The 26,247-nt window shown below is 29.5% G+C and carries 29 protein-coding genes and 1 pseudogene; 22 read left to right on the forward strand and 8 right to left on the reverse strand.

Annotated features, from left to right (window positions below):
- Positions 1–88 precede the first annotated feature (88 nt).
- The 9 genes from AJN60_RS00140 to kcuS all read left to right on the forward strand — a co-directional run bounded on the left by AJN60_RS00140 (position 89) and on the right by kcuS (position 8,030).
- A complete protein-coding gene (locus AJN60_RS00140) occupies positions 89–643 on the forward strand; it encodes a CheB methylesterase domain-containing protein (RefSeq protein ID WP_052949392.1) in 555 nt (184 codons plus the stop codon).
- Between the two features lie 15 nt (positions 644–658).
- Complete coding sequence (locus tag AJN60_RS00145; protein WP_052858622.1) at positions 659–1,447, forward strand: CheR family methyltransferase; 789 nt, start codon at positions 659–661, stop codon at positions 1,445–1,447.
- Between the two features lie 135 nt (positions 1,448–1,582).
- Positions 1,583–2,311: an amino acid ABC transporter ATP-binding protein gene (locus tag AJN60_RS00150; RefSeq protein ID WP_052858624.1), complete on the forward strand. Its 729-nt coding sequence runs from the start codon at positions 1,583–1,585 to the stop codon at positions 2,309–2,311.
- Between the two features lie 21 nt (positions 2,312–2,332).
- Positions 2,333–3,112 carry a bifunctional adhesin/ABC transporter aspartate/glutamate-binding protein PEB1a gene (peb1A, locus tag AJN60_RS00155; protein ID WP_044780510.1) on the forward strand — a complete coding sequence of 260 codons (780 nt, stop codon included), beginning with the start codon at positions 2,333–2,335 and terminating at the stop codon, positions 3,110–3,112.
- Between the two features lies 1 nt (position 3,113).
- Complete coding sequence (locus AJN60_RS00160; RefSeq protein ID WP_002853332.1) at positions 3,114–3,866, forward strand: amino acid ABC transporter permease; 753 nt, start codon at positions 3,114–3,116, stop codon at positions 3,864–3,866.
- A 10-nt stretch (positions 3,867–3,876) separates the two neighbouring features.
- A complete protein-coding gene (locus AJN60_RS00165; protein WP_053872756.1) occupies positions 3,877–4,536 on the forward strand; it encodes an amino acid ABC transporter permease in 660 nt (219 codons plus the stop codon).
- Between the two features lie 107 nt (positions 4,537–4,643).
- Positions 4,644–5,573 (forward strand): ribose-phosphate pyrophosphokinase, encoded by a 930-nt coding sequence (locus tag AJN60_RS00170; RefSeq protein WP_002861611.1) that lies wholly within the window; start codon positions 4,644–4,646, stop codon positions 5,571–5,573.
- 167 nt (positions 5,574–5,740) lie between these two features.
- Entirely contained in the window at positions 5,741–7,852 is a 2,112-nt protein-coding gene (locus tag AJN60_RS00175) for a carbon starvation CstA family protein (protein ID WP_070261279.1), read from the forward strand.
- Positions 7,833–8,030 (forward strand): KCU-star family selenoprotein, encoded by a 198-nt coding sequence (kcuS, locus tag AJN60_RS00180; protein ID WP_002867452.1) that lies wholly within the window; start codon positions 7,833–7,835, stop codon positions 8,028–8,030. The genes AJN60_RS00175 and kcuS overlap by 20 nt, the downstream gene beginning before the upstream one ends.
- Before the next feature lie 39 nt (positions 8,031–8,069).
- On the opposite strand, the gene AJN60_RS00185 is transcribed toward kcuS, so the two are convergent.
- A complete protein-coding gene (locus AJN60_RS00185; protein WP_052949397.1) occupies positions 8,070–8,483 on the reverse strand; it encodes an acyl-CoA thioesterase in 414 nt (137 codons plus the stop codon).
- Between the two features lie 61 nt (positions 8,484–8,544).
- Between AJN60_RS00185 and ciaB the strand changes: the two genes are divergently transcribed.
- From ciaB to cysM, 3 genes are all read left to right on the forward strand, one after another.
- On the forward strand, positions 8,545–10,377 hold the full coding sequence (gene ciaB, locus AJN60_RS00190) for an invasion protein CiaB (protein WP_070285651.1): 1,833 nt from the start codon (positions 8,545–8,547) through the stop codon (positions 10,375–10,377).
- Positions 10,378–10,478: 101 nt separating this feature from the next.
- Positions 10,479–10,775 carry an HU family DNA-binding protein gene (locus AJN60_RS00195; protein ID WP_002861608.1) on the forward strand — a complete coding sequence of 99 codons (297 nt, stop codon included), beginning with the start codon at positions 10,479–10,481 and terminating at the stop codon, positions 10,773–10,775.
- 126 nt (positions 10,776–10,901) lie between these two features.
- Positions 10,902–11,801 carry a cysteine synthase B gene (gene cysM, locus AJN60_RS00200; RefSeq protein ID WP_052804676.1) on the forward strand — a complete coding sequence of 300 codons (900 nt, stop codon included), beginning with the start codon at positions 10,902–10,904 and terminating at the stop codon, positions 11,799–11,801.
- A gap of 6 nt (positions 11,802–11,807) precedes the next feature.
- On the opposite strand, the gene AJN60_RS00205 is transcribed toward cysM, so the two are convergent.
- The 4 genes and pseudogenes from AJN60_RS00205 to AJN60_RS09860 form a co-directional block, all read right to left on the reverse strand.
- Positions 11,808–12,368: an SCO family protein gene (locus tag AJN60_RS00205; RefSeq protein WP_070285652.1), complete on the reverse strand. Its 561-nt coding sequence runs from the start codon at positions 12,366–12,368 to the stop codon at positions 11,808–11,810.
- Positions 12,365–12,817, reverse strand: a complete 453-nt coding sequence (locus tag AJN60_RS00210) for a hypothetical protein (protein ID WP_002861605.1) — start codon at positions 12,815–12,817, stop codon at positions 12,365–12,367. Before AJN60_RS00210 ends, AJN60_RS00205 begins: the two co-directional genes overlap by 4 nt.
- Positions 12,818–12,820: 3 nt before the next feature.
- A complete protein-coding gene (locus AJN60_RS00215) occupies positions 12,821–13,240 on the reverse strand; it encodes a copper chaperone PCu(A)C (RefSeq protein ID WP_002861604.1) in 420 nt (139 codons plus the stop codon).
- An 85-nt stretch (positions 13,241–13,325) separates the two neighbouring features.
- Positions 13,326–13,757: pseudogene (locus AJN60_RS09860) on the reverse strand (hypothetical protein).
- Positions 13,758–13,924: 167 nt separating this feature from the next.
- Between AJN60_RS09860 and AJN60_RS00225 the strand changes: the two are divergent.
- From AJN60_RS00225 to AJN60_RS00240, 4 genes are all read left to right on the forward strand, one after another.
- Complete coding sequence (locus AJN60_RS00225; protein WP_044780507.1) at positions 13,925–14,902, forward strand: L,D-transpeptidase family protein; 978 nt, start codon at positions 13,925–13,927, stop codon at positions 14,900–14,902.
- Complete coding sequence (locus AJN60_RS00230; RefSeq protein ID WP_002861602.1) at positions 14,903–15,889, forward strand: alanine racemase; 987 nt, start codon at positions 14,903–14,905, stop codon at positions 15,887–15,889.
- Between the two features lie 2 nt (positions 15,890–15,891).
- The gene (locus AJN60_RS00235) at positions 15,892–16,359 is read left to right on the forward strand and encodes a tRNA (cytidine(34)-2'-O)-methyltransferase (RefSeq protein WP_002921721.1); all 468 of its coding nucleotides are present in this window, start codon (positions 15,892–15,894) and stop codon (positions 16,357–16,359) included.
- Positions 16,360–16,462: 103 nt separating this feature from the next.
- Positions 16,463–17,929, forward strand: coding sequence for an alanine/glycine:cation symporter family protein (locus AJN60_RS00240; RefSeq protein WP_002861600.1), 1,467 nt, complete (start codon positions 16,463–16,465; stop codon positions 17,927–17,929).
- A gap of 20 nt (positions 17,930–17,949) precedes the next feature.
- Here AJN60_RS00240 and AJN60_RS00245 read toward each other — a convergent pair whose 3' ends face one another.
- Both AJN60_RS00245 and AJN60_RS00250 read right to left on the reverse strand, forming a co-directional pair.
- A complete protein-coding gene (locus AJN60_RS00245) occupies positions 17,950–18,681 on the reverse strand; it encodes an amino acid ABC transporter ATP-binding protein (protein WP_044780506.1) in 732 nt (243 codons plus the stop codon).
- Entirely contained in the window at positions 18,674–19,417 is a 744-nt protein-coding gene (locus AJN60_RS00250; RefSeq protein ID WP_002861598.1) for an amino acid ABC transporter permease, read from the reverse strand. The genes AJN60_RS00245 and AJN60_RS00250 overlap by 8 nt, the downstream gene beginning before the upstream one ends.
- 82 nt (positions 19,418–19,499) lie before the next feature.
- Here AJN60_RS00250 and AJN60_RS00255 point away from each other — a divergent pair, with 82 nt between their 5' ends.
- Together AJN60_RS00255 and AJN60_RS00260 are read left to right on the forward strand one after the other, a co-directional pair.
- Complete coding sequence (locus AJN60_RS00255; protein ID WP_010891894.1) at positions 19,500–19,679, forward strand: hypothetical protein; 180 nt, start codon at positions 19,500–19,502, stop codon at positions 19,677–19,679.
- Entirely contained in the window at positions 19,672–20,241 is a 570-nt protein-coding gene (locus tag AJN60_RS00260; RefSeq protein WP_004305949.1) for a DJ-1 family glyoxalase III, read from the forward strand. Before AJN60_RS00255 ends, AJN60_RS00260 begins: the two co-directional genes overlap by 8 nt.
- 29 nt (positions 20,242–20,270) lie before the next feature.
- Here the strand turns inward: AJN60_RS00260 and AJN60_RS00265 are convergent, their stop codons facing one another.
- Positions 20,271–20,636: a histidine triad nucleotide-binding protein gene (locus tag AJN60_RS00265; RefSeq protein WP_002857192.1), complete on the reverse strand. Its 366-nt coding sequence runs from the start codon at positions 20,634–20,636 to the stop codon at positions 20,271–20,273.
- 123 nt (positions 20,637–20,759) lie between these two features.
- Here AJN60_RS00265 and pheS point away from each other — a divergent pair, with 123 nt between their 5' ends.
- The 4 genes from pheS to AJN60_RS00285 are packed head-to-tail and all read left to right on the forward strand — an operon-like array spanning position 20,760 to position 26,176.
- Positions 20,760–21,752, forward strand: coding sequence for a phenylalanine--tRNA ligase subunit alpha (pheS, locus tag AJN60_RS00270; RefSeq protein WP_002852567.1), 993 nt, complete (start codon positions 20,760–20,762; stop codon positions 21,750–21,752).
- A complete protein-coding gene (gene pheT, locus AJN60_RS00275; protein WP_070243236.1) occupies positions 21,749–24,070 on the forward strand; it encodes a phenylalanine--tRNA ligase subunit beta in 2,322 nt (773 codons plus the stop codon). Before pheS ends, pheT begins: the two co-directional genes overlap by 4 nt.
- Positions 24,067–25,353: a 3-phosphoshikimate 1-carboxyvinyltransferase gene (aroA, locus tag AJN60_RS00280; protein ID WP_070239657.1), complete on the forward strand. Its 1,287-nt coding sequence runs from the start codon at positions 24,067–24,069 to the stop codon at positions 25,351–25,353. The genes pheT and aroA overlap by 4 nt, the downstream gene beginning before the upstream one ends.
- Complete coding sequence (locus AJN60_RS00285) at positions 25,343–26,176, forward strand: 4-hydroxy-3-methylbut-2-enyl diphosphate reductase (protein WP_002861592.1); 834 nt, start codon at positions 25,343–25,345, stop codon at positions 26,174–26,176. The genes aroA and AJN60_RS00285 overlap by 11 nt, the downstream gene beginning before the upstream one ends.
- The last annotated feature ends 71 nt before the right edge of the window (positions 26,177–26,247 follow it).

Genomic DNA, 26,247 nt, shown 5'->3' on the forward strand with positions numbered 1-26,247 from the left:
TTTTTAAAAATAAGCTTTATTTTTCTTTATATATGTTAGAATTTGCGACAAGAAAAATAAAATTTCAATAAATTAAGGGGAGAAGAAAATGAAGCTCATACTCATAGGATCTTCAACAGGTGGTCCTAATCAGCTTAAATTTCTTTTAAAGGATATTGATATAAAAAATACTTGTGTAGTTATAGCTCAACACATGAGTGTTAGTTTTATTCCATCTTTTGTGGGGCAATTTAATAAGGAGGCTTTTAGTGAAGTGTGCTTATTGAACGATAAAGAGATATTAAGCAATAAAATTTATATTTGCCCTAAAAATACTATTTTATCTGGAAATTTAAATATTGTAGCCTCTTGGCAAGATGTGGTATCAAGTTTTAAGCCAAGTGTAGATATGCTTTTTCATTCCGCTGTTTCTTTGGCAAAAACAAATAAAATACTTGCTATTATTTTAACGGGTATGGGAGATGATGGCGCAAAAGGTTTATTTGAGCTTTATAAAACAGGGGTTAGATGTTTATGTGAGAATGAGGCAGATAGCGTCGTTTATGGTATGCCAAAAAAAGCAAAAGATATGAATCCACATTTAAAACCTATGAGCTTAAAAGAAATTAAAAAAGAAATTATAAATTTTATTGATCAGGATTAATAAAAGGAAAATTACATGGAAAAAAAAATAACTCCTAGCGAATTAGAACTTAATGAATTTATAAAAATTATCAACGAAATGAGCGGTATTGATTTAACCGATAAAAAAAATATATTAGCTTTAAAGTTGAATAAATTTCTTGAAGGAACTAATACTAAAAATTTTTCCGAATTTTTGGGAAAATTAAAAAGTAATAGACAACTTAAACAAGAAACTTTAGATTTTGTAACCATAGGTGAAACTTATTTTTTAAGAGAATTGGCTCAATTGAAAGAAATAATTTATTATGCCAAAAGCTTAGAAAAGAGAGTAAATATCCTAAGTGCCCCTTGTTCAAGTGGAGAAGAAGTATATTCTTTAGCGTTACTGGCTGCACAGAATTTTATTAAAGATATGTATATTTTAGGCATTGATATTAATTCAAGCGTGATTGAAAAAGCAAAACTTGGAAAATATCAAGGAAGAACTTTACAGCGATTGAGTGAGAGTGAAAAAAGAAGGTTTTTTTTAGAAAGCGAAGATAAATTTTATACTATTAATAAAAATGAGCTTTGTACCTGTAAATTTGAACTTTGCAATGTTTTTGAAGAAAAATTTTCAAGATTGGGAAAATTTGATATTATAGCTTCTAGAAATATGATTATTTATTTTGATCATGAATCAAAACTAAAACTTATGGAGAGATTTCATAGAATTTTAAATGACAAAGGAAGGCTTTATATTGGCAATGCTGATTTGATTCCAGAGACTATTTATTTTAAAAAGATTTTCTCTCCAAGAGGTGTTTACTATGAAAAAGTATAAATTCTAAAAATTACTAAAAGTTACACTTTGGAAATTTATTGGTAAAAATAAGTTACATTTTGAAGTAGTTTTCTTTATTTAATGATAAAATAATTTTAATTAATTTTATATTTAGTTAGAAATAAAGGAAAAAACTTGATTGAATTAAAAAATGTAAATAAATACTACGGAACTCATCATGTTCTAAAGAATATCAATCTTTCTGTTAAAGAAGGTGAGAAGCTTGTTATTATAGGTCCAAGTGGAAGTGGAAAAAGTACAACTATCCGTTGCATGAATGGGCTTGAAGAAGTTAGTTCAGGCGAGGTAGTAGTTAACAATCTTGTTTTAAATCATAAAAATAAAATTGAAATTTGTCGAAAATATTGTGCAATGGTTTTTCAGCATTTTAATTTATATCCACATATGACGGTTTTGCAAAATTTAACCTTAGCTCCAATGAAACTTCAAAAAAAATCTAAAAAAGAAGCTGAAGAAACAGCTTTTAAGTATTTAAAAGTCGTAGGTTTAGTGGATAAAGCAAATGTTTATCCAGCAACCCTTTCAGGCGGACAACAACAACGCGTTGCTATAGCAAGATCACTTTGTACTAAAAAACCCTATATTTTATTTGATGAACCTACTTCAGCCCTTGATCCAGAAACCATACAAGAGGTTTTAGATGTAATGAAAGAAATTTCACGCCAAAGCAATACTACCATGGTGGTTGTTACACACGAAATGGGTTTTGCAAAAGAAGTAGCAGATAGGATTATTTTTATGGAAGATGGCGCTATTGTGGAAGAAAATATTCCTAGTGAATTTTTCTCAAATCCAAAAACCGAAAGAGCGCGACTCTTTTTAGGGAAAATTCTTAAAAATTAACCAAAATTGAAAGGAGAAAAAATGGTTTTTAGAAAATCTTTATTAAAGTTGGCAGTTTTTGCTCTAGGTGCTTGTGTTGCATTTAGCAATGCTAATGCAGCAGAAGGTAAACTTGAGTCTATTAAATCTAAAGGACAATTAATAGTTGGTGTTAAAAATGATGTTCCACATTATGCTTTACTTGATCAAGCAACAGGTGAAATTAAAGGTTTTGAAGTAGATGTTGCCAAATTGCTAGCTAAAAGTATATTAGGTGATGATAAAAAAATAAAACTAGTCGCAGTTAATGCTAAAACAAGAGGCCCTTTGCTTGATAATGGTAGTGTAGATGCAGTGATAGCAACTTTTACTATTACTCCAGAGAGAAAAAGAATTTATAATTTCTCAGAGCCTTATTATCAAGATGCTATAGGGCTTTTAGTTTTAAAAGAAAAAAATTATAAATCTTTAGCTGATATGAAAGGTGCAAATATTGGAGTAGCTCAAGCTGCAACTACAAAAAAAGCTATAGGTGAAGCTGCTAAAAAAATTGGTGTCGATGTTAAATTTAGTGAATTTCCTGATTATCCAAGTATAAAAGCTGCTTTAGATGCTAAAAGAGTTGATGCGTTTTCTGTAGACAAATCAATATTGTTAGGTTATGTGGATGATAAAAGTGAAATTTTACCAGATAGTTTTGAACCACAAAGTTATGGTATTGTAACCAAAAAAGATGATCCAGCTTTTGCAAAATATGTTGATGATTTTGTAAAAGAACATAAAAGTGAAATTGATGCTTTAGCGAAAAAATGGGGTTTATAATATGAATGAAAGTGTAGGTTTTGTTGAACATTTAAGACAAATTCTTACTTCTTGGGGTTTATATGATGAAAATAGTATAAGCCCTTTTGCGGTATGGAAATTTTTAGATGCTTTGGATAATAAAGATGCTTTTATTAATGGTTTTATTTATACTTTAGAAGTAAGCATTCTTGCTTTGCTTATAGCTACAATTTTTGGAACTATAGGCGGAGTTATGGCTACAAGTAGATTTAAAATTATCAGAGCCTACACTAGAATTTACGTAGAGCTTTTTCAAAATGTTCCTTTGGTAATACAAATTTTCTTTTTGTTTTATGCCTTGCCTGTTTTAGGTATAAGACTTGATATATTTACTATTGGTGTATTGGGTGTTGGGGCTTATCACGGAGCTTATGTAAGCGAGGTGGTTAGAAGTGGAATTTTGGCTGTGCCAAGAGGTCAGTTTGAAGCTTCTGCTTCTCAAGGGTTTACTTATATTCAGCAAATGCGTTATATCATAGTACCTCAAACCATTAGAATTATTTTACCACCGATGACAAATCAAATGGTAAATTTAATCAAAAATACCTCTGTATTGCTTATTGTAGGTGGAGCTGAGTTAATGCATTCTGCTGATAGTTACGCAGCTGATTATGGAAATTATGCGCCAGCTTATATATTTGCAGCGGTTTTATATTTTATAATTTGTTATCCTTTGGCTTATTTTGCAAAGGCTTATGAAAATAAATTAAAAAAAGCACATTTAACGAGATAAAGGGTTGTTAATGGAAAATGTTTTTAATGCACAAAATATTGAATTTTTAATGCAAGGTTTATTTCTGACATTAAAAATAGCCTTAGCAACTTGTATTATTTCGATTATTTTTGGAACTTTTTTAGCTATAACTAAAAATTATGGGGATAGATTAAGTAAATTTTTAGCAGCTTGCTATATAGATATTTTTAGAAATACTCCTTTATTATTATGGATGCTTGCAGCTTGTTTTGTTCTACCTGTATTTTTTGGACAATTTCCTCAAGCTTTTTGGGGTACTATAGGATTTTCACTTTATACGAGTTCGGTTATGGCTGAAATTATTAGAGGTGGATTAAATTCTATACCAAAAGGTCAGTTTGAAGCAGCTTATTCTCAAGGTTTTGGTAAATTTTTTACTCTTTTTTATATTATTTTACCACAAACTTTTAGAAAAATAATACCTGCTTTATTATCTCAAATTGTAACCACTGTAAAGGATACAGCTTATTTAGCGGGTTTAGGTATAGCTGAACTTACTTATAATTCAAAAACTATATTGGCAAAACTAAGAAGTTTTGAAGAAATTTTAGCGATGATAGGTGTTGTTGCGGGAATTTATTTTATAATATGTTTTTCACTTTCTATGTTAGTAAGATATTATGCTAAAAAGACAGCTTACATTTCTTAAAAAAGCTTATATTTTTATATAAGCTTTTTAAATTTACAGCAGTTTTTAACATTTTTTTTATTAAAATCTTTTGTATTAATTCATAATTTTATTGATTAAGGTTTTTTATGCGAGGTTATAAAATTTTTTCAGGCTCAGCTAATGTGGAATTTGCAAGACAAGTTTCTAAATATCTTTCCCTGCCTTTAAGTGATGCTGGAGTAAAACGATTTAGTGATGGAGAGATTAGTGTTCAAATTGATGAGAGCGTACGCGGAAAGGATGTTTTTATTATTCAAAGTACTTGCGCTCCTACAAACGATAATTTAATGGAACTTTTAATTCTTACAGATGCTTTGCGTCGCTCAAGTGCAAATTCGATTACGGCTATTATCCCATATTTTGGCTATGCGAGACAAGATAGAAAAGCAAATCCTAGGGTGCCAATTACTGCTAAACTTGTGGCTAATTTGATTCAGGCAGCTGGGATTGATCGCGTAGCTACGATAGATTTGCATGCAGGGCAAATTCAGGGTTTTTTTGATATTCCAGTAGATAATCTTTATGGAAGTATAGTTTTTAATGATTATATTAAAGCCAAACATTTTAAAAATGCTATTATAGGAAGTCCAGATATAGGCGGTGTTGCAAGAGCTAGGAGTGTTGCAAAGCATTTAGGACTTGATATAGTTATAGTTGATAAGCGTCGCGAAAAAGCCAATGAAAGTGAAGTAATGAACATCATTGGAGATGTAAAAGATAAAGAAGTTATCCTAGTAGATGATATTATTGATACTGCTGGCACTATAGTTAAAGCTGCAGAAGCTTTAAAAGAAAAAGGTGCAAAATCTGTTATGGCTTGCTGTACTCATGCAGTTTTAAGTGGAAAAGCCTATGAGAGAATAGCAAGTGGAGCTTTAGATGAGCTTGTAGTAACAGATACTATACCTTTAAAAGAGCAATTACCAAATATTAAAGTATTAAGTGTTACATCTGTTTTTGCTGAAGTAATACGTCGTGTTTATCATAACGAAAGTGTAAATTCTCTCTTTATTTAGATTAAAAAAGCTTAAAGATTGTTTTTAAGCTTTTCATTTTTATGCTACTTAAAGAAACAAAAAACATATATTTTTTTAAAAATGTGAAAAAACTAAACATCTTTCTATACAATTTAATCTATAAATCTGTTATTCTTTGAAAATATTTTATTTTCTTAGGAGAAATTATGACTCAGTTAAGTACTAAAATTTTATGGTTGCTTGTTGCAACTTTAGGCGCTATTTGTTTTGGTTATTTAGCTTTACAAAATGGAGAAAGTGTATCAGCGATTTATTTGGTGGTTGCTGCTATATGTATTTATATGATAGGATATAGATTTTATGGGCATTTTGTAGCTTATAAGGTTTTAGAACTTGATAAAAATCGCGCAACACCAGCACTTGTAGAAAATGATGGGCGTGATTTTGTGCCTACAAATAAGGCTGTATTATTTGGACATCATTTTGCTGCTATTGCAGGAGCAGGTCCATTAGTAGGACCTATCTTGGCTGCTCAAATGGGATATTTGCCTTCTATGCTTTGGATTTTAGTAGGAGGAGTTTTAGCGGGTGCTGTGCATGATTTTGTTGTTCTTTTTATATCTACTCGTAGAAAAGGTAGAAGTCTTGGCGAGATGATTAAGGATGAGATGGGTAAATTTACAGGTGGAGTTGCTATGGTGGCGATTTTTGGCATTATGCTTATTATTATTGCCATTTTAGCTATGGTGGTTGTAAAAGCTTTAGCAGAATCTCCATGGGGTTTATTTACTATCGCAATGACTATTCCTATAGCAATATTTATGGGAATTTATATGCGTTTTATCCGTCCAGGTAGAGTAGGGGAGGCTTCTATAATAGGTTTTGTGCTTTTAATTTTGGCTATTCATTATGGTAGCGTTATAGCTGCTGATCCTTATTGGGCTAAAATATTTACTTTAGAAGCTCCAACTTTGGCAATTGTTATGATGGCTTATGGTTTTATTGCTTCTGTTTTACCTGTGTGGTTTTTACTTGCTCCAAGAGATTATCTTTCAACTTTTTTGAAAATCGGTGTTATTGTGGTAATGGCTGTAGCTATTGTTTTGGTTGCTCCTGATTTGCAAATGCCAAAAGCAAATACTCAGTATTTTGATGGAACAGGTCCAGTATTTGCAGGTGGAGTATTTCCATTTTTATTTATTACCATTGCTTGTGGTGCGATCAGTGGTTTTCATGCTTTGATTTCTAGTGGAACTACTCCTAAAATGCTTGAAAACGAAACTCATGCCTTAGCTGTTGGATATGGCTCTATGCTTGCTGAAAGTGCTGTGGCGATTATGGCTTTAATTTGTGCTTGTATTTTACATCCAGGTCTTTATTTTGCTATAAATTCAAGCTCTGCTTTGATAGGAACAGATGTTGTAAGTGTAGCGCAAACCATTTCAAATTGGGGATTTAGCATTACTCCTGAAGAAATTACTACTTTGACTACAAATATAGGAGAGCATACTATACTTTCAAGAACAGGTGGAGCTCCAACTTTTGCTATAGGTGTAGCTTTGATCTTGCATGAACTTTTTGGCGGCGTGGATTTGATGGCTTTTTGGTATCATTTTGCTATATTGTTTGAAGCTTTATTTATTTTAACAGCGGTGGATGCTGGGACAAGGGCTTGTCGTTTTATGGTGCAAGATATATTGGGTAATGTTTATAAACCTTTAGGAGATATTCATAATTATCCAGCTGGACTTTTGGCTACGGCTTTAAGTGTTGCAGGTTGGGGATATTTTCTTTATCAAGGTGCCATTGATCCTAAGGGAGGAATTTATACGCTTTGGCCTCTTTTTGGCGTGAGTAATCAAATGCTTGCGGGTATGGCTTTGCTTCTTGCTACAACTATACTTGTAAAAATGGGCAAGGCAAGATATACTTGGGTTACTTTAGTACCTGCGGTATTTGTCTTAGTGGCAACTCTGTATGGAGGAATTCAAAAAATTATGCCTTATGAAGAAGGCAATAAAGTAGCAAATGCGGTAAGTCATGTAGCCGCCGTTAGCATACAAAGTCAAAAAATTAAAGATTTAGAATTTAAATTAAATAATACTAAAGATGAAAAAGAAATTTCTACAATTAAAAAAGAAATTTCAATAGCCACTCAAAGTAAAGTTGGAAATTTACTTAATGCAATTCTTTGTGTGTTCTTTATGATAGCTACCTTGCTTGTTATAATTTCTTGTATAGGAATTTGCTTAGGTAAAATTAAAATTCCTCTTAAAGAAACTAAGTATATTAAGATTGATGAATTTCAAAAAATTTAAGTATTATTATGAAAAAGCCGAAAGGTTTTTTCATCCCTTGGTGGGACTTTCTAGTTATGATAAGTATTTAGAACACATGAAACAAAAACATCCAGGAAAAATTCCAAAAACCAGAGGGGAATTTTTCAAAGAATGTCTAGATAAAAAATATAATAGTGGCGGTTTAAATAAATGCTGATAAGCTTAAAGGATAAAGTTTTATCATACAAAATAAGCTTTAAGCATTTAAAAAGCCATGAATTCTTTTAAGTTCTTCAGTAATAGGCTTTTTCTTTCCATCTCTTGTAACACTTACGTAAGTTACTAAAGCCGAAGTTACATTAATGCAAGAAGTACAACCTTGAGAATCCACTCTTTGAGCTGTGACTTCTACTTCAACGCTGATTGAAGTGTTGCCCACATTTACAACTTTAGAGTAACAAGAAATTATATCACCTATAAAAACAGGTTCTTTAAAAACTACTTTATCCATAGAGATGGTTACAACGCGTTCAGGAGAAAGTTCTCTTGCTGCGATAGCTCCTGCTAAATCGATTTGTGAAAGTATCCATCCGCCAAAAATATTTCCTGCCGGATTTGTATCGCTTGGCATGGCTACAATTTTTAATTTTGGTTCTCCCATATCTCTCATTTTTACTCCTTATTTTAAAAAATGAATTATAATTAAAAAAGTTAAAAAGGAGAATAAAAGTATGAATAATTTTAAAGAAATAGCTAAATTGGTTAGAAAATACAAAGAAAGAAATAATGCGTTATATGAGTTTTTAGACAAAGAAGATGTGGGCGAGTATTTTAGATCTTTGATTTCTTTAAGCGAATTAAAACAAGATAAAACAACTATGCTAGCCATACTTAGGCGTTTGGTTGATTTAAAGGAAGAAAATTTAGTTCAAGAGTGGAAAAAAAACAACTTTAAGGAAGATAAGATTATAGAGTTAAAACATAAGTTCTATGAAGAGATTAGAAAGTTTTATGAAAAAGAACATCAAAATTTAATTAATGAAATAAAAGAGAAAAAGCTTTTAAATAATTTTTATCAGTCCATAATACAAGGAGTGCATAATATAGGTTTAATTATGAATATTTTTGAAATTTCTTGGACTAAAGAAATTATAGAAAAAAATAATAAAATTTTATCTACTCAATTTCCAAATTTAGATGATGCAATGGAATTTTTGCGTAAAAATCATTTATATCAAAAAACTTCAGAAGGAGAAATTTGTGAGCGAAGTTATGGTGTTTTAGTTAGAATAGGAAATTTATGGAAATTTGTTCCTTATGCGAGATTTTTCGAGAATGAAATTTTAAAATTAGAATTTGCTTTTGAAAATATGATTGATCAGCTTAAAATATTTGCTAGCAACGAAGAGGAAAAAGCTTATATAGAATATTTTGAAAAGTTAAAATTAGCGTTTTGCGAAAAAGATGAAGATAGAGTTATAAAAGCTTGGCAAGAGGCTGAATTTGCTTGGATGAAAGTAAAATCACCTTTACAAGTGGGACATCCTTTAGAATATTATGAAGATAATTATACTCATGCGGTGGCATTAGAATGGGATATAAGAATAGAAGATGAGAATGATTTTGATGTTTTGAAATTTGGTAGTGAGATTAAGGAAAGTTTTGAATATGTTTATAAAAATATAGGACTTGAAGATTGTGACTTGGAAAAAGAAGTTTTATCTAATATAGAAAAAACTCAACTTTATATTTGCACTCCAATGATATTTTATGGTGCTGAACTTAAAGGTTTATTTTCAGCTCAAGTCGTTCCAAATGATGAGTTTGTAAGTTCTAAGGCGGGTAAAAAAATATTTGCCTTTATAAATTTTGTATATGAAAATGCCAAAACAAAGCCTTTTATGAAAATTTCTAGCGAGGTTTTTGATAAAGAATTTTTGGATTTTGGAAGGAATATTTTATTTTATCAGGAAAAAATTTGGAAAAGGGTTTATGAAGTATCGACCATAGGCCATGAATTTGGTCATATATTTTTTATTGCTAATGATACTGAAAAAACAATGAATCAGAGTGGTTTTTTTAAAAATATAGAAGAATATAAAGCTACTACAGGTGGACTTATAAATTTCTTTTATCATGAACAAGATGACTTGATAATGCCTGTTTTTCATGAACTTATAAAAAGGGCTATTGGACTTATTTCTTGGCAAAGGGTTGATGAAGTTAGACCTTATTATACAGAAGGACTTATTCATCTTAGTTTGCTTTTTGAAAGTGAAGCATTGATTTTTGAAAATAATAATTTGAAGATAAATTTTGATTTAGGGCATTATGAAAAATTTAAAGAACTAACTTTAAAAAATTATCATGAATTGGCAAAACACTATGCTTTAAGACTTGATGCAAAAGAGTTTTTAAGTAGATTTTGTGAAATTGAAGATGATATTTTTCTTCCTATTATGCCTAAGTGTAAAGAATTTGTTAAATTTTATTATGATTTATACGAGAAAATTGGTAATGAAATTGATAATAGCGGAGAATTTGAAAGATATAAGAAAAAATAATAAAGTTTTTTGAAAAAAACTTAAAAAAAGCTGTTTTTTACTTGATATTGTTTTTTAAATATGCTAAAATTAGGCGTTTCAATTAAAACAAAGGAGCTTTTATGACTAAAGCAGATTTCATTTCATTAGTTGCTCAAACAGCTGGGCTAACAAAAAAAGACGCTACTACTGCTACTGATGCAGTTATTTCTACTATTACTGATGTTTTAGCTAAAGGTGATAGCATCAGTTTTATTGGTTTTGGTACTTTTTCAACTCAAGAAAGAGCTGCTAGAGAAGCTAGAGTACCAAGCACAGGAAAAACAATTAAAGTTCCTGCTACAAGAGTTGCAAAATTTAAGGTAGGTAAAAACCTTAAAGAAGCTGTTGCAAAAGCAAGCAACAAAAAGAAAAAATAAAACTTCGGCTAGATAAATTCTAGCCTTCTTTCTTGATTGATTCGGATATTTTGCATCTTTTATTTACTTTATTTTTTTAAACTTTTATAAAACTATCATTATTAAATAAAAAAGGATATTAAAATTATGAAAGTACATGAAAAAGTAAGTGAGCTTATAGGAAATACTCCCATTATACATTTGAAAAAATTTGGTATCAATGTTTTTGCTAAATGCGAATTTTTAAATCCTAGTCATTCTATAAAAGATAGAGCAGCTTTTGAAATGATTAAAGATGCTTTAGATAGTAAAAAAATTAATCAAGATACTACAATAGTTGAAGCAACTAGTGGGAATACTGGAATTTCTTTGGCTATGATTTGTGCAGATTTGGGACTTAAATTTATTGCTGTAATGCCTGAATCTATGAGTTTAGAAAGAAGAAAAATGATAACACTCTTTGGCGCTAGGTTAGAATTAACTCCTGCAAATTTAGGAATGAAAGGAGCGGTTGATAAAGCAAATGAAATATTGTTAAATACTCCAAATTCTTTTATGGTTTCTCAATTTGAAAATATTTCAAATAAAAATGCGCATCGTAAGAATACGGCTTTAGAAATTTTAAGAGATTTGGATAATGAACTTGATATTTTTGTAGCTGGTTTTGGAACTGGCGGTACTATTAGTGGAGTTGGGGAAATACTAAAAGAAAAATTAGAAAAAGTGCATATTGTTGGAGTCGAGCCTCTAAATTCTCCATTGCTTAGCAAAGGTGAAGCGGGAAGCCATAAAATACAAGGAATAGGGGCGAATTTTATACCTGCTATTTTAAATAAAGAAATTATAGATGAAGTGATCACGGTAAGTAATGAAGATGCTATAAATACAGCCAAAGAACTTGCCAAAAGTGGTTTAATGGTGGGTATATCAAGTGGAGCAAATGTATTTGCCGCAAGTATGCTAGCAAAGAAATTTCCAGATAAAAGAATTTTAACTATGCTAAACGATACGGCTGAAAGATACCTCTCAACTGATCTTTTTGCTTAAGTATAATTATTGAGAATTTAGAAAAATTCTAAGTTCTCTTAAAATTTCTTGTGGATTTAAATCACTAATTTCTTTATAAAAATGACCTTTTTCATCAATAAGATAAAGCATATTGCTATGTGCTATAGAATAACCCATAAAAGAATCATTTAGATCTATTTTTTGATATTGAACATTATATTGTTTTGTTATTTTTTGAAGAGTTTTTTCATCTTTTGCAATTAAAGCATCTGCTTTTGGGTAAAAGTATCGTAACCATTCGTTTGTATTACTTAAGTTATTATCTCTATTTAGATCTAAAGAAATAAAAAGAAGGTGAGTCTTAGGATTATTGATTTGCTTTAAGGCTTTGCCTACTAAACTAAGAGTTGCCGGACAAACATCAGGGCAATAAGTGTATCCAAAATAGATAATAAGCTTATCTCCTTTAAAATCTTTTAGGGTGGTTTCCTCTTTTAAATCTGATTTCAAGATAAAATCATAAGAATTTTGATGATTTTTAATAAAAAATATTACACCTAAAATAATGGCAACTATAACTATAAACAAAATAATATTTTTTTTCATTTTTTTAGCTCAAAATCAAAATAAAACCCTATGGGTTTATTATTATCCATAAATTCTACCCTAAAACGCATAGTATCTAAAACACAAGTAGCAAGAACTATTTTGCTTTCATAGTCTGTTAAATTTAATCGATGTATTTTAGGCTTAATTTCACCCATATACATATTTAATCCATAAATTTTAATTCCTAAGTTGTTATAATTTCCTAGATTTACAATCTTTAGATTTGTAACATCTAAAGATTGTAAGGGTTTGGGATTTAGGGAAATTAAGACTTCTTTATTATTAAAACTATATGTGCAGTCTTTAACATTAAGATCGCAAGTCAATGGGGTGGAAAAATCAGCTTTTGTTATTTTTTGAGAATCTTTTATTATATAAAAATCAAAAATAATATATAAAGTAGCAATAACAAAAGCAAAAGCTAGGATAAAAATAATTTTTCTCATTAATTAAAATTCTTTAGAATCAATATTTTTTAACTCTATGGTTTTGTGATTATTAAATTTTAAATCTAACTTTACCTTCGTATCTTTAATAATAGGTTTTTTTAGTTTTAAAAGCATTATATGGTAACTTCCTGATTTAAGTTCTGTGCTTGAATGAGCTTTTATAATAATTTCAGGAATTTTTTGCATCATCATTTTTCCATCTTTATGTATATGTGTATGCAGTTCACTTGCTTCACTGATATCGCTTTTGACACCTATTAAAGCAATATCTTTATCAGTATTATTAAAAATGGTAAGAAAAATAGCACTATTTTGCGCATGAGGTGGAGTTTGTTTTACAAAGGCATTTTTTACCTCTATATCATTAACAGCCCAAAGATTTACAGCAAAAAGAGCGCCTAAGAGAAGAATTTTTTTCATATTGCATCCTTATTTTTATAACATTAAACATTTGTTCATTATATCAAAAAATATTTTTATTTGAATATAAATTTTTTAAAATCTTTCAATGTGTGTTACCTGTTTGAAAATTTTTTGCATAGTAACATCACAATCAAAGAAAAAACCAGTTGGAGTATTATTGTCTAAAAATTCAACCCTAAATCTAGAATCATTGGTAATACTTCCATCTATAAAATTTATAAGAATATCACCATTAACTATATAAATTTAGGAATTTAAACTATAAATTTTAATCTTTAAATTAGAATAATGAGGAGAATTTTTAATTTTTATAGTAGTTTTATTGAAAATTTTTATAGGTTTTGGGTAGGCTGAAACTTCAATATTTTTTTTATTAAAAGAAAAACACAATCTTGTAAATTTAAGTCACAAGCTAGATCTTGGCATGTATTTAAGCTAAATATACTTTCTTTTTATCATATAATACATAAAAAGCTAAAAACAAAATGCCTAAAAAGATATTTCTATAAAAAATTTCTTACCACCATAGACAACCTTTTAAAACAAGCCTTTATGATTTATTAAAAATAATATCATAAATAAGGTCACATTATTAATATAATTAATATTTTTTAAGAAAAAAAATATTATAATCACAAACATTTTTGACTTAAAAAATTTTGAAATACCTAAGGAAAAACATTGTTAAAACGACTTACTTTATTAATTACACTTTCTTCATTGATGTTGCATGCCTCAGATCTTGTTAAAATTTATCTCAATCAAGGATTAGATGCTGTTGGCGTAGCGATTGAAAAAGAATTAACTCAAAAGGATTTTTGGTTAAGTGAAATAGGAGATAAAAATATTTCACTCGGATATTATGATGATAATGTTGCTATCGTGCTTGCAAATAAAACAGATAAAATTCTCCGTGTTTATTCTTACGAGGATGGAAAAATAAGAAAAGATTTTGAACAAAAAGAAATAATAACTGGATTAATGGGTGATAAAAAAATAGAAGGAGATTTGAAAACGCCAGTAGGTTTTTATGAGTTAGGCCGTAAGTTTAACCCAGGTGATCCTTATTATGGTCCCTTTGCTTTTGCTACAACTTATCCAAATTTACTTGATAAAGTACAAGGAAAAACAGGTGGTGGTATTTGGATCCATGGCTATCCTTTAGATGGTTCTAGACTTGATGAATTTAAAACAAGAGGGTGTATTGCTTTATTTAATAACAATTTGGAGAAATTTGCACAAGTTGTGCAAGACAAAAAAGTTTTTGTTATGACAGAAGAAAAAGAAAAAATTAGAGCTAAAAAGGATCAAATAGCTAGTTTATTGGCTGATCTTTTTACATGGAAGCTAGCTTGGACAAATAGTGACATTAATACCTATTTAAGTTTTTATGATGAGCAAGAATTTAAACGTTTTGATAAAATGAAATTTGAACAGTTTGCTTCCATGAAAAAATCTATTTTTTCTCGTAAAGAAGATAAAAAGATTAAATTTTCAGATATTAATATCAGCCCTTATCCGAATTTAGAAAATGAAACTATGTATAGAATTTCATTTTATGAGGATTATTACACTAAAAACTATCAGTTTAGAGGCGATAAAATTTTATACGTTAAGATAGATAGTAAAGGTAAAATGAAAATTTTAGCAGAGCAATAAATGTCTTTAATAAAAATTGATCAAAAAGCTTATGAATATAATTTAAGACATATTGCTAAAAAAATAGGGAGTTTTCAAAGATTAATTTGTGTTTTTAAAGATAATGCATATGGACATGGAGCTAAGCTTTTAGCTCCATTAGCTAAAAATTTAGGAGTTTCTTTTGTTGCTGTTAAGAGTGAAGAAGAAGCTCAAGAAATCGAAGAATTTTTTGAGAATATATTAATACTATCACATCGTCCTCATGGTAATGAAAATTCTCGATTTATTTATGCTTTAAATGATATTTCCCAAGTAAAAAAATACAAGCAAGATATAAAAATACATCTAAAAATAGATACAGGCATGCATCGCAACGGAATTTGTGTAGAAAATTTAGAGCATGCTATAAATCTTATTCGAAGTAGTGATTTAAAACTTACTGGAATGTTTACACATTTTGCTAGTGCAGATGAAATGGATGGAAGTTTTTTTGTTCAAAAAGAAAATTTTCAAAAAGCTAAAAAGATAGTAAAAAAATATTTTTCAAATTTATTATTTCATTCGCATAATTCTGCAGCATTATTTAGAGGGAAAATTCCTGAAGATGAATATTGTAGAGTTGGGCTTGTTCAATTTGGATATGGGGAATCAAATTTAAAAAGAGTTTTAAGTTTGTATGCTCATAGATTAAGTCAAAGGATTTTACAAAAAGGACAGAGTATAGGATATGGAGGCATTTTTACTGCTGCAAAGGATATGGAAGTAGCAACTTATGATTTGGGTTATGCTGATGGTCTTTTCCGTTACAATGGAAAAGGGGAGTTAGTGCTTGGAAATGGAAAAGTAATACTTGGAAAGATGTCAATGGATAGTTTTTCTTGTGAAAATTCTGGTGAGGAAATTTGCGTGTTTAAAGATGCTGATATTTGGGCTGATTTTTTTCATACTATTAACTATGAAATTTTAGTAAAATTAAACCCTAACATTCAAAGAGTTCTAGTATAAACATGTTTAATATAGTTTTAGTTCACCCTAGAATACCGCAAAATACAGGTAGTATAGGTAGAATGTGTTTTAATGCTGGTTTTAAACTTCATATTGTTAAACCAACTGTTTTTGATATTTCTCAAAAGGCTGTTAGAAGAGCAGGACTTGATTACTGGGATAAATTAGAGCCTATTATTTGGGAGAATCTTGAAGAATTTTTAAATGAAAATATGATTTATAAAAATCGCTTTTTTTTCGCAACAACTAAGAGTCAAAAAGCTTATTTTGATGCAGAATTTCAAAAAAATGATTTCTTATTCTTTGGAAGTGAGAGTTATGGCTTACCTATGGAATTAATGCAATTAAATTGGGAAAATGCTATAACTATACCTATGAAATCTTATGGAAGAAGTTTAAATTTAGCTACAAGCGTTGGTATAATCTCTTATGAAGCTTTAAGACAAAATTTTAGCAATTTTGTTTCTTAAAAGTTTCAAATTTACACAATAACTTAAAACAAATAAAATCATAAAGTCCTTTTTATAAAAATTATGTTAAAGTAAAATTTAGATTATTTTTTGAGGAGTTTGGATGAATTTAGATATTATACTAGATTTTGCCAATAAAGCGTCTGATATTATAGCTAATAAGATTGTCCCAAATACAGACATTATTATGGTAGTTTTACTTATTGTTTGTGGGCTTTATTATAGTTTTTTAACTCGCTTTGTTCAGTTTCGTATGTTGAGTTCTGTATTTAAAATTCTTACAGAAAAAAACGAAGGACACACTAAAGAACATATTTCACCTTTTCAAGCATTGATGATCTCAACTGCTTCTAGAGTTGGTATAGGAAATATCGCTGGAATTTCTTTGGCATTGGCTACAGGTGGAGCTGGTGCTTTATTTTGGATGTGGGTTATGGCATTTTTTGGTGGTGCCTCAGCATTTGCTGAAAGTACCTTAGCTCAAGTTTACAAATCAAAAGATGATACAGGCGGGTTTAAAGGTGGTCCAGCTTATTATATAAAAAAAGCCTTAGGCTCACATTTTTTTGGAGCTTTTTTTGCTTTTATTCTTATTATTACTTATGCTTATGGATTTAACGGACTTCAAAGTCAAACAATGACTTCGTCTTTTAAAGTTTATTATGATATGTTTAATCCAAATGCTGCTGTAGATTTTGCATCAAGTTCTTGGCCAATGATTATTGGTATTGTTTTAACTATTTTTGGTGCATGGATGTTTTTTTCTCACCATACTAAAATAGGTAAAATTAGTTCTTTAATTGTTCCTTTTATGGCTTTAGCTTATGTTTTACTTGCCGTGATTGCTGTTTTAATGAATTTTGATAAAATTCCTTCTGTGGTTCATATGATTTTACAAAGTGCTTTTGATTTTAAAGCGATTTTTGGTGGTTTTGCTGGTTCTGCTTTAGTTATAGGGATTAAAAGAGGACTTTTTTCAAATGAAGCAGGTATGGGCTCGGCACCTAATGCAGCTGCAGCAGCTTTGACAAGTCATCCAGCTAAACAAGGTGTTATACAAGCCTTTTCAGTTTTAATTGATGTTGTTGTTTGTACAAGTTCTGGATTTTTAGTTCTTTTTTCTATGGCATATTTAGGACTTGGAGAAAGTAAAATCGATGGTGGAATGCCTTTAGTTCAAGAAGCTATGCGTGAGTATTATGGTAGCTTTGGAATCCATTTTATTACTATAGCTATTGTTCTTTTTGCAATAACTTCTTTAATAGGAAATTATTATTATGCTCAAGCTAATGTTAAATATTTAACAAATTCCAAATTTGTAATGAATTTGTTTAGAATTACAGCTGTAGCTATGATTTTTATAGGCTCGCAAATGAATTTAAAACTTGCTTGGAATTTGGCTGATTTGACTATGGCTTTCATGGCAACGACAAATATTATATCTTTATTGCTTTTAGGTGGTATAGTAAATAAAGTTTTAAAAGATTTTAATACGCAACAAAAATCTGGTATAGATCCTAAATTTAACGCTAGTAAACTTGGAATTAAAAACGCTGAATGTTGGGATTAAAATTCATAAGCCTTAATGGCTTATGAATGATTTAAAACCTTGTTTAAAAATTCTCTCAATCTTTCATTGCTAGGATTTTCAAATACTTCTTTAGGGCTTGCATCAACAGCAATTTTTCCTTTATCCATAAAAAATATACGATTGGCAACATTTCTAGCAAAACCCATTTCATGGGTTACCACAAGCATAGTTAAACCTTCTTTTGCAACATCTTTCATAATGCTTAGAACCTCGCCTATCATTTCAGGATCTAGAGCTGAAGTAGGCTCATCAAATAAAATAACATCAGGATTCATCATCAAGCTTCTAGCAATAGCTATGCGTTGTTTTTGTCCACCAGAGAGCTTATGGGGCATTATATTTTCTTTGTCTGCTAAACCCACCTTAGCAAGAAGTATTTTTGCTTTTTTTATGGCTTCTTCTTGACTTAAAATTCCTGTTTTAATGGGCGTTAAACATAAATTTTCCATAACATTTTTATTAGCAAAAAGATTAAAATGCTGAAATACCATGCTAACTTTTTGCCTGATCTTATTAATATCAATTTCTTTATCAAGTATGTTTTGCTTATTGATTAAAATTTCCCCACTATCAGCTACTTCTAAGCGATTGATGCAGCGTAAAAATGTACTTTTTCCTCCTCCACTTGGACCTATGATAGCTATTACATCGCATTTTGAGATTGTAGTGTTAATATTTTTTAAAACTTCTAATTCTCCATATTTTTTTTGTAAATTTTTAACTTCAATCATTTTTATTCATCCTAAGTTCAAGTTTTTTTGCAAAATAACTAAAAATTTTTACACTTACGTAATAAACAAGTCCAGTGAAAATAATAGGTTTTGGATTGTAAAGTACGGCTTGCAAGCTTTGACTTTGCATGGTAATATCAACAACACTAATAAATCCTACAACAGAAGTTTCCTTAAATAAAGAAATAAATTCATTAGCTAATGCAGGTAGAATGTTTTTAGTAGCCTGAGGAAGAATAATTTCTTTCATTGAAGTTTTGTAATCAAGTCCCATTGCTCTTGCAGCTTCCATTTGTCCTTTATCCACACTATTAATGCCACTTCTTACAATTTCTGCTATATAAGCCGAGCTATTAAGTCCTAGTGCAAGAATGGCTGCATAAAGGTTATCTATAAAAGTAAAAATTACAAAAGCAAAAATCATCAATTGTAAAATTACTGGTGTTCCTCGTATAATGTCTATATATTCATCTATAATAAAATTAAGTGTTTTAAATTTAGAGAAGCGTAAAATAGCTAAGCTAAAACCAATAATCACTCCGATAATAACAGCACAAGCAGTTAATAAAAGCGTAATAAGATAACTTTTTAAATAAGCTTTTGCATTTTCTGTATAGCCATAGCTTACAACTCCACTAGGATCTTGAATTTTTAATATTTCTATCGGGAAAGAAAAATAGCCCCATAAAATAATAATAACAAAAAAAACAAAAATTCTTATATTTTTCTGATTCAATTTGTAAACCTTTTCAGAGAAATTATTTAAAAAAAGATTTTATAGAAATATCTTTGAATTTTCTCTAAAGATTTAAAAAAATGTGTTAGAATTTCCCAAAAATAAGGTTGTATTTATGGAAATTTTAGATTTCATTCTAATAGTTATTTTTGTGTTTTTAATGATTGTTTTGGTCATAGGATTCAATCATCAAATGATGCAAAAAAACAAAGAAAGAGAAGAAAGATTTAAAAAATATAAAAAAGGAGAACAAAATGAGTAAAAAAGTATTAATTCCATTGGCTCAAGGTTTTGAAGAAGCTGAATTTATAGGAATTGCAGATGTTTTAAAACGAGCAAGAGAATTAAATCCGGATTTGGAAGTTGTTATAGCTTCGCTAAATAGTGAGTTATTAGTAAAGGGTGCTAATGGCATTAGTATAAAAGCAGATTGTTCTATAGAGGATGTTGATATAGAAAATTTAGATGCCATTGCTTTGGCGGGTGGCTTTGAAGGTATGATGAATCTTAAGAATTCAAATATTATTTTAAATATCATTAAACAACTTCATAGCAACAATAAAATTGTTGCCGCAATCTGTGCTTCTCCTATAGTCTTAAATGAAGCAGGTGTTTTAGAGGGCGAGTTTGCTTGCTATCCTAGTTGTGAAGTTGGACTTAATGGAAATCGTGTTAATAAGGCTGTAGTTGTAAATAAAAATGTTATAACTTCAGCAGGTCCAGCTACGGCAATTCTTTTTGGTTTAGAACTAGCTAAAAAGTTATGCGGTGATGAAATTTATCAAAAATTATACGAGGGAATGTTGCTACCTCTGACAAAATAATTTAAATGGTAGTTTTTCTACCATTTAAATTAAAATAAAGCTTGAGGATTTTCTTTTTTTGTTTTTTCCTTAGGCAGTTCAAAACCTCCAAGCATATGAAAATGCAAATGAAAAACTTCTTGTCCGCTATTTTTTCCACAGTTTGTTACCAAGCGATATCCACTTTTATCTACGCCTAAAAGAACAGCTAGTTCTTGTATGAAACTTGTCATTTTGGCCATAAGTTCAGGATCAAATTCTTGAAAGTCTTTAAAATGTTTTTTAGGGATTATAAGTATATGTATGGGTGCTTTGGGTGCAATATCATGAAATGCTAGAAAATCGTCACTTTCAAGCACTTTATTGCATGGAAGTTTACCTTCAACTATGAGTTCAAAAATTGTTTTTTCTTGCATTATTTATCCTTTTTTATTGTTGGTTTGATACAATTATATCTTTAAAGTTTGGTTTTTATGCTGAATTTAAAATAGTTTTTAATAGAATTAGAACTTGAAATATTTTATTTTAAGGTAAGAAAATTGCAAAATTTTATAGAACAGATTCAAAAATGTGAGAATTTAAATGATTTGGAAGCCATTAGGATTTCCGTTCTTGGAAAAAAAGGTATTTTAACAGAAGGCTTTACAAAGCTTAAAGAGTTAGAAGATGAGGCGAAAAAAGAATTTGCTGCTAAACTAAATGCACAAAAAGAAATATTTAATGAGGCTTATTTAGCTAAATTTAAAGATTTGGAAAATCTTGCTTTAGAAGAAAGAATGAAACAAGATGCTTTAAATTTTAACTATTTTGATGAAAGTATTACAACAGGTGCCTTGCATCCTGTTATGAGCACCATGGATAAAATCATAGAGTATTTTATAGCTTTGAATTTTAGCATAGAAAAAGGGCCTTTAATAGAAGATGACTTTCATAATTTTGAAGCGTTGAATTTACCTAAATCTCACCCTGCAAGAGATATGCAAGATACCTTTTATTTTGATGATAAAAGGCTTTTAAGAACACAAACTTCGCCAGTGCAAATACGGACAATGCTTGCACAAAAACCTCCTATTAGGATGATAGCCCCTGGTGCTGTATTTAGAAGAGATTTTGATATTACGCATACTCCTATGTTTCATCAAGTTGAAGGCCTTGTAGTGGAAGAAGGGCAAAAGGTTAGCTTTGCAAATTTAAAAAGTGTATTGGAAGATTTTTTGCGTTATATGTTTGGAGATGTGAAAGTTCGTTTTCGTCCAAGTTTTTTCCCATTTACAGAACCTTCTGCTGAAGTTGATATTTCTTGTGTATTTTGCAAAGGAAAGGGTTGTAGAGTTTGCAAACATACAGGTTGGCTCGAAGTTTTAGGATGTGGAATAGTTGATCCTAATGTTTATAATTTTGTTGGTTATGAAAATGTAAGTGGCTATGCTTTTGGATTAGGAGTAGAGCGTTTTGCAATGCTTTTGCATCAAATTCCAGATTTAAGATCTTTATTTGAAGGTGATTTAAGATTATTGGAGCAGTTTAGATGATAATTACTAAAAGTTGGTTGAATGATTGGTTAGAACTTGAAGAAATAAGTTCAGATAAAATAGCTAAAACTTTAAATTCTATAGGTATAGAAGTTGATAGGGTTGGCGTTTTAAAGGCTCCAGATAAAGTTGTTGTAGGCTATGTTAAGGAAAAAATTAAACATGAAAATTCAGATAAATTAAGCATTTGTCAAGTTGATATCGGAAGTGAAACCTTGCAAATTGTCTGCGGTGCTGCGAATGTTGATGTAGGACAATTTGTAGCTGTTGCAACTAAAGGTGCTATCATGCCAAACGGTATGGAAATAAAAGAAGCAAAATTACGAGGAGTGGATTCTTGTGGTATGCTTTGTTCTAGTTTAGAATTGGGTTTTGAAAAAATCAATGAAGGAATTATGCTTTTAGATGAGAGTATAGGGAAATTAGAACTTGGGAGAGCTTTAAATACTTATGAAATTTTTAATGATGAGCTAATAGAAGTAGAACTTACTCCTAATAGGGGTGATTGTTTAAGTATTTATGGTATTGCTCGTGATTTAGCTACAGCTTTAAATTTAAATTTAAAAGAACCAAAACCATTCAAAGAAAGTGAAAATGTTTTGGGTATCGGTAGAATTTTGCGCTTAGCAGCTGAGAAAGAACTTAACGGACTTTATAATTATCGAGCTATAGAGCTAAAAGAAGAAATTCAAACAAATTTATTGCTTAGTTTAAGACTTGCTCAAATTGAAGGTTTGGGAAAAAATTCCATAGAAAATTTATTAAATTATGCAACGCATTCAACTGGTGTTCTTTTTAATGCTTATGATTTAAGTGGTTTTTCTGAAAAAGATGAAGAATTTACCATCAATTTAAGCAAGCAAATGCATGGAGAAACAAAAGTATCTTACAAAGATAAACTTTTAAGCTTTAGCGGAATTTTCCAAAATAATGAAAGTAGATGCAAAGATGATTCTAAAATAATTATTATTGAGGCTAATTATACCGATCCATTGGTAATTGCAGATGCTAAAATATATCATAAAGATCAAGATGAAAAAATGCTTTATAGAAGTTTTAGGGGAAGTGAGCCTAAATTAAATTTAGGAATGGATTTTTTACTTAGTATTTTTGAGCAGATTCCAAATCTTGTTATTTATAGTTCTTCTCAACAAATTTTAACCGACAAAGAATTACCAATCATACCAATAAGTATTGAAAGTATTGGCGATATAATAGGGCAAAATGTTGACAAAGATGAAGTATTAAAAATATTGAAAAAATTAGGTTTTGAACTCATACTTTCAGGCGAAGGGCTTATAAATGTTAAAGCACCTTTACATCGTCCTGATATTAAAAATTTATCAGATATTTGCGAGGAAGTTGTAAGAATTATAGGTATTGATAATATTGCTTCCAAGGGTTTAGAATTTGTAGAAAAAAATCGTTTAAATTTTACATATAAAAATTATATTGAGTTTTTAAATTTAAGGAAAAGAGCAGTAGCTAGTGGTTATTTTGAAAGCTTACATTATGTTTTAGACAATGAAGAAGAACTTAAAAAATTGGGTTTTGATTCTGTTAAATTAAAACTAATCAATCCAATTACAGCAGAACTTAATACTTTAAGAACAACCCTTTTAAATCATTTATTGAATGCAGCAAGTTTAAATGCAAAAAATTCTAAAAAAATTATTAAACTTTTTGAACTAGGGGTTGTTTTCAATGTCAATAATCAAGAATTAAATCGTATCGCATTTATCCATTCTGGCTTAAAAGAAGAAGCTAAAATTTCTAATAAGGCAAAACCTGAATCGGTGCAATTTTATGATTTTCTTTTAGACATTAAAAATATTATAGGCGATTTTAAACTAAAATCATCAAAATATAATATTTTAAGCCCTTATGAACAAGCAGATATTTATCTATCGGATATTAAAGTAGGTTTTATAGGCCGTTTGCATTTAAAAATAGAAAATGAGAGGGATTTGCCAAAAACATATATTTGCGAACTTGATTTAGATTTAATTAAGCAAGATTTTAAAATAGCTAAGCCTTACTCCAAATTCCCAGCTATCACTAGAGATCTTAGCGTGTTAATACCTAAAGGTTTTGAATACAATCAGATTAAAAATTGTATCGAAGAATTGAATTTAGAAATACTTGAAAATTTTCGTTTAGTTGATATTTATAGTGATGAAAACCTTAAAGAATTTTATAGCATTACTATGAGTTTTTCTTTTAGAGATATAAATAAAACTCTAGAAGATAATCAAGTAAATGAATGCATGGGTAAAATTTTAAATACTCTTAAAAATTTAGGTCTTGATTTAAGATGAAAATTTACAAATTGCAAACCTCTATAAATGCTATACTTGAAAATATAGCAGCAGATAAAAGCATATCTCATCGTTTTGCTATATTTTCGCTTTTAACACAAGAAGAAAATAAGGCTCAAAATTATCTCTTAGCTCAAGATACTTTAAACACTCTTGAAATTATAAAAAATCTTGGAGCTAAAATTGAACAAAAAGATTCTTGCGTCAAAATTATACCCCCTAAAGAAATTTTATCTCCAAATTGTATTTTAGACTGTGGAAATTCAGGAACCGCTATGCGTTTGATGATAGGATTTTTAGCAGGAATTTCTGGTTTTTTTATTTTGAGTGGAGATAAGTATTTAAACAATCGTCCTATGAGAAGGATAAGCAAACCACTTACTCAAATAGGCGCTAGAATTTATGGAAGAAATGAGGCAAATTTAGCTCCACTTTGTATAGAAGGTCAAAAATTAAAAGCTTTTAACTATAAAAGCGAAATTTCTTCAGCTCAAGTTAAAACAGCTATGATTTTATCTGCTTTTAGAGCTGATAATATATGCACTTTTAGTGAAATTTCTCTTAGTCGAAATCATAGTGAAAACATGCTAAAGGCTATGAAAGCTCCAATAAGGGTTAGTAATGATGGCTTAAGTCTTGAAATAAGTCCTTTAAAAAAACCTTTAAAAGCTCAAAATATAATCATTCCTAATGATCCTTCTTCGGCTTTTTATTTTGTTTTAGCAGCTATTATTTTGCCTAAATCTCAAATTATTTTAAAAAATATTTTACTTAATCCTACTCGTATAGAGGCGTATAAAATTTTGCAAAAAATGGGCGCCAAACTTGAAATGACAATAACTCAAAATGATTTTGAAACTATTGGTGAGATCAGGGTGGAGTCTAGCAAGCTTAATGGCATAGAAGTTAAAGATAATATCGCTTGGTTGATAGATGAAGCGCCTGCTTTGGCTATAGCTTTTGCTTTGGCTAAGGGTAAATCTAGTTTAATAAATGCTAAAGAATTACGCGTTAAAGAAAGCGATAGAATTACTGCGATGGTTGAAAATCTAAAGCTTTGTGGTGTTGAAGCTAGAGAACTTGATGATGGTTTTGAAATAGAAGGTGGATGCGAACTAAAATCTTCAAAAATTAAAAGCTATGGAGATCACCGTATTGCTATGAGTTTTGCTATTTTAGGTTTGCTTTGTGGAGTTGAGATTGATGATAGTGATTGTATAAAAACTTCTTTTCCAAATTTTATAGAGATTTTATCAAATTTAGGAGCTAGGATTGATTATTGAATTAGCAAAAAACTATGGTTTTTGTTTTGGTGTTAAAAGAGCTATTAAAAAAGCAGAACAAATAAAAGATGCCGCAACTATAGGTCCTCTTATTCATAATAACGAAGAAATTTCTCGTTTACAAAAAAATTTTAATGTCAAAACTTTGGAAAATATAAAAGCTTTAAGCAATGAAAAAAAGGCTATTATAAGAACTCATGGTATTACAAAGCAAGATTTAGAAGAATTGAGAAAAAAAGATATAGAAATTTTTGATGCCACTTGTCCTTTTGTTACAAAGCCACAACAAATTTGCGAGCAAATGAGCAAGGAGGGTTATGAAGTTGTTATTTTTGGAGATGAAAATCATCCCGAAGTTAAAGGAGTAAAAAGTTATGTAAGCACAAAAGCTTATGTAGTTTTGGATAAAAAAGAGCTTCAACATATAAAACTTCCTAATAAAATAGCTGTAGTAAGCCAAACAACTAAGAAGCCTGAACATTTTATGGAGATAGTAAATTTTTTAATACTTAAAACCAAAGAAGTAAGAGTTTTTAATACTATATGTGATGCAACTTTTAAAAATCAAGATGCTATTAAAGAACTCTCGCTTAAAAGTGATGTTATGGTTGTTGTAGGGGGTAAAAACTCAGCCAATACAAAACAACTTTTTTTGATTGCAAAAACTAATTGTGAAGATAGTTATCTAATTGAAACCGAAGAAGAGTTAAAAAAAGAATGGTTTTTAGATAAAAAACATTGTGGTATTAGCGCAGGCGCTAGTACTCCTGATTGGATCATACAAAAAGTTATCGCCAAAATAGAAAATTTTAAAATTAATTAAAAAATGTTTTCAATATAGAATAAAAAAGTCAAAAATTTAAAAAAAATTAATAAAAATAAAAAAACTTAACA

It is taken from the genome of Campylobacter sp. BCW_4323, from assembly GCF_001763115.1.
GTDB lineage: Bacteria > Campylobacterota > Campylobacteria > Campylobacterales > Campylobacteraceae > Campylobacter_D > Campylobacter_D jejuni.